Below are 5,953 nucleotides of genomic sequence, written 5' to 3'. Positions count from 1 at the left end.
ATGATGTTTTTTACCAGACTTGTCACAATCTTGGACAAGTCTTTTTATTTTTCAGGAAGGAATTTCATTGAATTTGTCCAATATTATTTGTAAATATTTGTTCAAGGTGCGATAGGATGAGTGAAAAAGAAAAAAATAGCGAAACAAATGAAAGAAATCGTGGAACAATTGGTGTCGGAACCACAACTGAAAGCGCACATGCTCGTGGCAATCGAGCAACATATGAAAGGGAGCGATTTGTTGTTTGGGCGGTTGGCTTATTTGCATTATGACTTGTTTTCGATACAAGGAGATCACTCAACATATATCGCAGCGGCTATTGAATTGATCGTGATTGCTGGGGATTTATTTGATGATATAGTCGATCAAGATCGTTTCGAGGATACAGCTATTCCTCTTCATATTGCGATCGGGTTCTTGCTGCTTGGTCAGCAAGCGATTGCGAATGTACCGATTTCTAGTAATAAAAAATTAAAGGCACTGTCATATGTTACGTCTTGCTTGTTGCAAAGTGTACACGGACAACAGCTTGATGTGGGGTGTGACGTACAAACAGAGGCAGATTATTTAAAAATGGTAGAGAAAAAATCAGGCTCTCTTGTTGCGATGGCTTGTGTCATCGGAGCATTATTAGCAGGAAAAGAGGACATCGCAGCGATTGAAACATATGCTCGCTACATCGGCATTGCAGCACAAATCGACAATGATCTTGATGCGCTATACAACTGGGATAAAAAAGCGGATATTCAAGCAAAGAAAAAGTCGCTTCCGATTTTGTATATGCTAGAAAGCAAACAAAATAACTTGTGGAAGCAGTATTTCAACAACGATATAGACTACGATCGGATGTATGTCCAAAAAGAAAAAGCACTTCAGCAAATGGAACAGGAAGGAGCGTTTTATTATGCTAAAGTGATAAGCCAGATTTACAAGGAAAAGGCTTTGCAAGAAATCGAGAAACTGGATGTAGACGATAGGTACAAATCCGTACTGAAAACAATGATTTTGTAATGTTGGAGGGAGATCTGCGATGCAAGAAATCATTCGCTTTTTAGTAGAACATCCAGAAGTCATCGAAAAATTACAAAATGGTACGGTGAGCTTGATCGGTTTAAGTGAGTTAGAGGTAAAAGCGGTTGTAAAGGTATTTAGTGAATCGACGGAGCTGCTTGGATATTGGAAGTAGGTAAAGATGAATCGAACAGTCATTGCGATGATTGTTGCTTTGATTGCAGCGCTATATTTAACCATTTTAAATGTTAGGCATCCATTGATTGGTATGGATGTAATAGAAAACAAGAATGGTGATATTATTGTTAACGATATTTACGAGTTTGGTTGGGCAAAAAAACATGGTATTCATATTAATGATCAAGTGCTGAAAGTGGATGGAAAGCCTCCGCTCTCCCATTTTACTGTCCGGGAATACAAAACAATTGAACAAGCGAAAACAATAACGATTCAGAGAGAAAATCAAATCCAAACATTGAAGGTTGACTATAAATCGCATGGAACGGAACAATGGCTGTATTATATTGCCTTACCGGCGGGTTTTTTTCTATTCACTATTAGTTTAAGCATTTTTTTTGCTTCGTCTGCGGCCGAATGACAAATCGGCAACCGTGCTTATTTGCTTTTTATTATTGATAGGGATTTGTTATATAAGTGCCAGCTTATCAGCGAAATATGCACCGTTTGGACGGCAAATGTTTAACGGTATATTTTTAATATTGCCTGCTGTCTTTTTGCATTTCGTTTATCATTATTTTGAAAAAGAAAAGAAAGTGTGGTTTGCGAAAAAAATTGTCTTTTCCCTTTATGGGTTTAACTTTTTGATGTTTGTTGTCTCACTCGAGTCTTTATCGTTTCGTTCGATAAGTGAAGCGGAAGTGCTATTGACGACATTTTTTATCAACATGGTCATCATTCTCGCTTTGTTAGGAAAAGGATTCGTTTATTTTAAAAAAGATGAACAGCGACATACGGTTAAAGGGGTGTTTTTCGCAATTGGGTTATCTGCCGCACCATTTGTTTTATTTTATGATCTCCCCGTTCTAATCATTGGAAAATGGGTACTACCAGCTGAATTAACCGTTACTTCGTTTTTTGTGTTGCCTTCCGTCTTTCTTTATTTGATTTGTACGGATCGGCTATTTCGATTGCAGTTTTCCATCAATCACTTTGTATACTATGCTCTTTTATCATTATTTCCGGCTTTTCTTGTTACATTGCTTTATGCCAAATTTGTTCATGAAGCAAGGAGATTTGCTGAACTCACTTTGTTGTTTTTACTGATTTATGTAATCAATATCCTTGTTCTCTATTCAAAAGGATATTTTGATCGAACATTAAGAACGAAGTTATATGTACAAAAAAACTTTTATCAAGAAAGTATATATCGAATCGGTGAAGCATTAAAAAAAACAAAGAAATATGCAAGAAGTCATCCAATGCTTGGAAAAAGAAGTGAGGGAAGTATTAGATATAGAGAATCTGGCTTTTGTACAATTGGCGGTCCAAAATAGGCAAGCCCCTTTTCATTGCGATGAAAAAGAGTGGATGAAGTTAATCAAAAAGATGGATGGTCAACCACTTTCGATTGGAAAAATGATTGAAAATAAGCGTTTGTTTGCGGTTTTTGTAGGCTCATTCCGACAAAGTCCTTTACTATTGATAGGAAAAAAGAAACATCCCATTCCATTTCGGGCAGAACAAAAAGATTGGTTATCCACCATTGTCTATTATGCCAGCGTCACGATTGAAAATATGTTAAAAGTAGAGGATTTCATCAAAGAGTTAGACAATTTAAAGGAAAGAAGCCATTCTGTTTGGCTCACTCGTTTGATCTTTCAATGGTCGGAAAAGGAAAGAAGAAAGTTAGCCATTGACTTGCACGATACGATTCTTCAAGATTTAATTGTTTTAAAACGAAAAGTGGAGAGCTTGCGCTTTCAAAATATGCGTATGGAAGAAATGAAAAAGCAGCTAAACGACATCGAAGAAGAAATCGTAGATATGATTGATGTAACAAGAGAAACGTGCCATGAATTAAGACCGCCGTTTTTGGAACAAGTCGGATTAAGAGAAGCATTAGCCGAATTAATCAGAAGATTTCATTTGCGTTCAAATATCAAAGTGGAGTGGAATATTCATGTATCAACCAAATTAGATGAAGAACGAGAACTTGCAATATATCGGATGATCCAAGAATTATTAAACAATGCGCTGAAACATTCGCAGGCATCGTATATTCAACTAACATTGGAGACTCAAAATGAGGAAGTTCAACTTCATTATGTTGACAATGGTATAGGTATAGACATGAAAAAATTAAATCATTATGATGGAAAGCTTGGTTTGTTTGGCATAAAAGAGCGTGTGCAAGGCTTAGGTGGAACTTGCGAGATGACATCACAACTTGGCGAGGGGCTAGATATACGGATCACCATTCCATTATAAGCATAGGAAGGAGAGAAATGACTAGATGATTCACATTTTGGTTGTCGATGATCATCGCCTTGTTGGTGAAGGGACAAAGAATATGCTCGAGAGCGAACAAGATTTCCAAGTAGAACTTGTTACATCTGGCACAGAAGCGGAACAGATGATGGAACAACGTACATATGATGTGTTTTTGCTTGATTGGCGTATGCCGGATATGAGCGGTATCGAATTAAGCAGGCGGATTCTCCAAAAACAGCCAAATGCGAAAATTGTCATCTATACCGGATATGATATTGTTCCTTTTTTAAATTATTTCATTGAATCAGGCATTACAGGCTTTGTCAGTAAAACCGCATCAAGCGAGCAATTAGTGACGGCGATTCGCTGTGCGTTAAGAGATGAGGCGGTTATTCCTGTGCATGTACTGCGCCAGCTGCGGCTTTTCGAAGTGAAAGCTAGGATGGAAGAAGAGGAGGAACATATCGCGCTCGACATGTTTGAACAAAATATATTGATAGAGGTTGCCAACGGTTTAAGCAATAAAGAGATTGCAAGAAAGCACTGCATGAGCCAGCGGAGCCTAGAAAGACAGCTATCGCGTATTTTTTCAAAATTATGTGTATCTTCTCGGATAGAAGCGGTGGAAAAAGCAAAACAATTGGGACTCATTCCAGAGCATTATATGTTGTTAACGTCCTCATCGGATGGATGAGGGCGTTTTTGTCTAGTCCGCCAAAATTGGCGGGCGCACCGTCAAAAAATGGCGGGGTTCCGACACAAGTTGGCGGTGAAAAAATGATCGTTTTGATTTACATTTTATAGTATTAGGAATCATAAAAAATCGAACAAGGGAGGGGATTTTATGTTCAAAAAAGGTTATTTATCTATTCTTTCGCTAGTTATGGGATTCACTTTCTTCTCAACTAATACTTTTGCAGCTACTGATATCGTTGATAATGATGCTTTAAGCAGTGCCCCTGGATACTGTGAACAAAAGGGAAATTGGACCTACAAGACAGGTTCTGGATACTACAATGATTATCGGATCGTTTCGGCAACCGTTAATGGCTTTGATACTGATTATGCGTATATTTGGGGATTTTATGCACACGACAAAAATGCCGCTCATTATGTCTACTTAAACAATAAAGATTTTACAAATCCAAGAACAGCTTATCAAATAGATGAGTTTGGCGGTATTGTGTATATTAATCAAAATACAGCACCTGGTGGTTGGAATTTTCTTAAAACCCATAAAGAGTGGAATCATATGATTGTAATTAACACATCTTTAACTACCAAGTTAGGAAATGTGGGAGCAGATGCTACAAAAATTACTTATTAATTAGGGGTGAGTGCTTTGAAGAAAAAATTTTTGATTGCTGGAGTTGCTAGTGTGGTATTAGCCGTTTCATTAGTGGTATATAATGGTACAGATATTGCTGGAAGCCAAGACAACGTGGCTCAGGCAAGCGCAAATATTCAAAAAGTAAAAGTGCAAAATACAGATGAACAAAAAACTAAAATTCAAACCTTGATGTTAAATTCTATTGATCATTATAAAACAGCAAAAGGATCGTTTGAATATTTTAGTGAATCAGGTAATTTTCATATCAGTGTAGATTATCAAACAGATCTTTCTGACAGCCCCAAATCTTATGAAAAAGTTCGCGGACTGGCTAAGGAAAATAAGAATGGTATAACTACTGCAGCTGAACCAGGCTATGAAGTGAGCGTATATGATGGAGAAAATTTGATTAATTACAATAGTGGTTCTAGTGATTATCAAACGAATAGTGTTACTAAAAGCAATGTTCCTATAAAAACTATCGTAAAAGTAGGAAAAGTGAGTGAAAAGGAACGTAATTATTTAAAAAACACGACCATCCATGAACGGATTACTACAGTAGATGGAGAAAAAGCCTACATACACAGAATAGATCCGTCCTATATGGGAATAGCGAAGACTTCTTTATTTCCAGAAGATATAGCAATGGGACTTTTAGCAGATGATGCACGATGGGATATCACAGGGCAGGAAAATATAGCAGGAGTCAAGACGGTAGTAATAGAAGGTAAACTGAATAGTGAGTATTCAAAACGATATAACGCAAAAACTTTCAAATTAAATATAGAGCCAAACACTGGAATAATGATACAAATGGAAGTTTTTGATTCCTCAGGCACCATTAAAGAATCAATAAAAACAAAAAATATTGAAATTAATAAAAGTTTAGACACCAAGTTATTCACAAGTTTTTAACAATTCTGTTTCAATGAAAGCCCACATTATAAACGAAGTAATGATGTATAAAATTTGATTAAGTCTGAAATTTTGCGTGAAAAGAAACGGCAAAAAGCGGTTTGATTTTTCCAAAACGTTCATTTGCTGGCTCTTCACCACAACATGTACTTGACAAGCAATACGGTTTCCTGCCCAAAGATGTGCAAAAATCACTGATTTGTTGATTTTCCCTCACAAGCGTAAATAGAGTATGTTCAGAAAAAA

The 5,953-nt window shown here is 36.8% G+C and carries 9 protein-coding genes; 8 read left to right on the top strand and 1 reads right to left on the bottom strand.

The features are described 5' to 3' along the window. Positions 1-147 precede the first annotated feature (147 nt). From I656_RS01435 to I656_RS01455, 8 genes are all read left to right on the top strand, one after another. Complete coding sequence (locus tag I656_RS01435) at positions 148-1,011, top strand: polyprenyl synthetase family protein (RefSeq protein WP_050483815.1); 864 nt, start codon at positions 148-150, stop codon at positions 1,009-1,011. 19 nt (positions 1,012-1,030) lie between these two features. Further along, positions 1,031-1,186 (top strand): competence pheromone ComX, encoded by a 156-nt coding sequence (gene comX / locus I656_RS01440; protein ID WP_020756635.1) that lies wholly within the window; start codon positions 1,031-1,033, stop codon positions 1,184-1,186. A 6-nt stretch (positions 1,187-1,192) separates the two neighbouring features. Then, positions 1,193-1,609, top strand: coding sequence for a PDZ domain-containing protein (locus I656_RS19500; protein WP_020756634.1), 417 nt, complete (start codon positions 1,193-1,195; stop codon positions 1,607-1,609). After that, complete coding sequence (locus tag I656_RS19495; RefSeq protein ID WP_020756633.1) at positions 1,587-2,525, top strand: hypothetical protein; 939 nt, start codon at positions 1,587-1,589, stop codon at positions 2,523-2,525. Before I656_RS19500 ends, I656_RS19495 begins: the two co-directional genes overlap by 23 nt. After that, the gene (locus tag I656_RS19490) at positions 2,455-3,459 is read left to right on the top strand and encodes a sensor histidine kinase (RefSeq protein WP_235048665.1); all 1,005 of its coding nucleotides are present in this window, start codon (positions 2,455-2,457) and stop codon (positions 3,457-3,459) included. Before I656_RS19495 ends, I656_RS19490 begins: the two co-directional genes overlap by 71 nt. Before the next feature lie 25 nt (positions 3,460-3,484). After that, positions 3,485-4,156, top strand: coding sequence for a response regulator transcription factor (locus I656_RS01445; protein ID WP_020756631.1), 672 nt, complete (start codon positions 3,485-3,487; stop codon positions 4,154-4,156). 150 nt (positions 4,157-4,306) lie between these two features. After that, complete coding sequence (locus tag I656_RS01450; RefSeq protein ID WP_020756630.1) at positions 4,307-4,789, top strand: hypothetical protein; 483 nt, start codon at positions 4,307-4,309, stop codon at positions 4,787-4,789. 6 nt (positions 4,790-4,795) lie between these two features. Then, positions 4,796-5,707 carry a hypothetical protein gene (locus I656_RS01455; RefSeq protein ID WP_020756629.1) on the top strand — a complete coding sequence of 304 codons (912 nt, stop codon included), beginning with the start codon at positions 4,796-4,798 and terminating at the stop codon, positions 5,705-5,707. A 58-nt stretch (positions 5,708-5,765) separates the two neighbouring features. Here the strand turns inward: I656_RS01455 and I656_RS19485 are convergent. Next, positions 5,766-5,953: hypothetical protein (locus I656_RS19485; protein WP_235048664.1), on the bottom strand; the 188-nt coding region annotated here is incomplete at its 5' end.

The organism is Geobacillus sp. WSUCF1 (genome assembly GCF_000422025.1).
Lineage (GTDB): Bacteria > Bacillota > Bacilli > Bacillales > Anoxybacillaceae > Geobacillus > Geobacillus zalihae.
The sequence above is the reverse complement of the archived record's forward strand: the minus strand, read 5'-3'. Positions and strand labels throughout refer to the sequence as shown.

Bases quoted from the DNA above. Each gene is read 5' to 3' on its own strand.
- I656_RS19500 (WP_020756634.1), top strand. From the start codon at position 1,193: ATGAATCGAACAGTCATTGCGATGATTGTTGCTTTGATTGCAGCGCTA.
- I656_RS01435 (WP_050483815.1), top strand. From the start codon at position 148: ATGAAAGAAATCGTGGAACAATTGGTGTCGGAACCACAACTGAAAGCG.
- comX (WP_020756635.1), top strand. From the start codon at position 1,031: ATGCAAGAAATCATTCGCTTTTTAGTAGAACATCCAGAAGTCATCGAA.
- I656_RS01445 (WP_020756631.1), top strand. From the start codon at position 3,485: ATGATTCACATTTTGGTTGTCGATGATCATCGCCTTGTTGGTGAAGGG.
- I656_RS01450 (WP_020756630.1), top strand. From the start codon at position 4,307: ATGTTCAAAAAAGGTTATTTATCTATTCTTTCGCTAGTTATGGGATTC.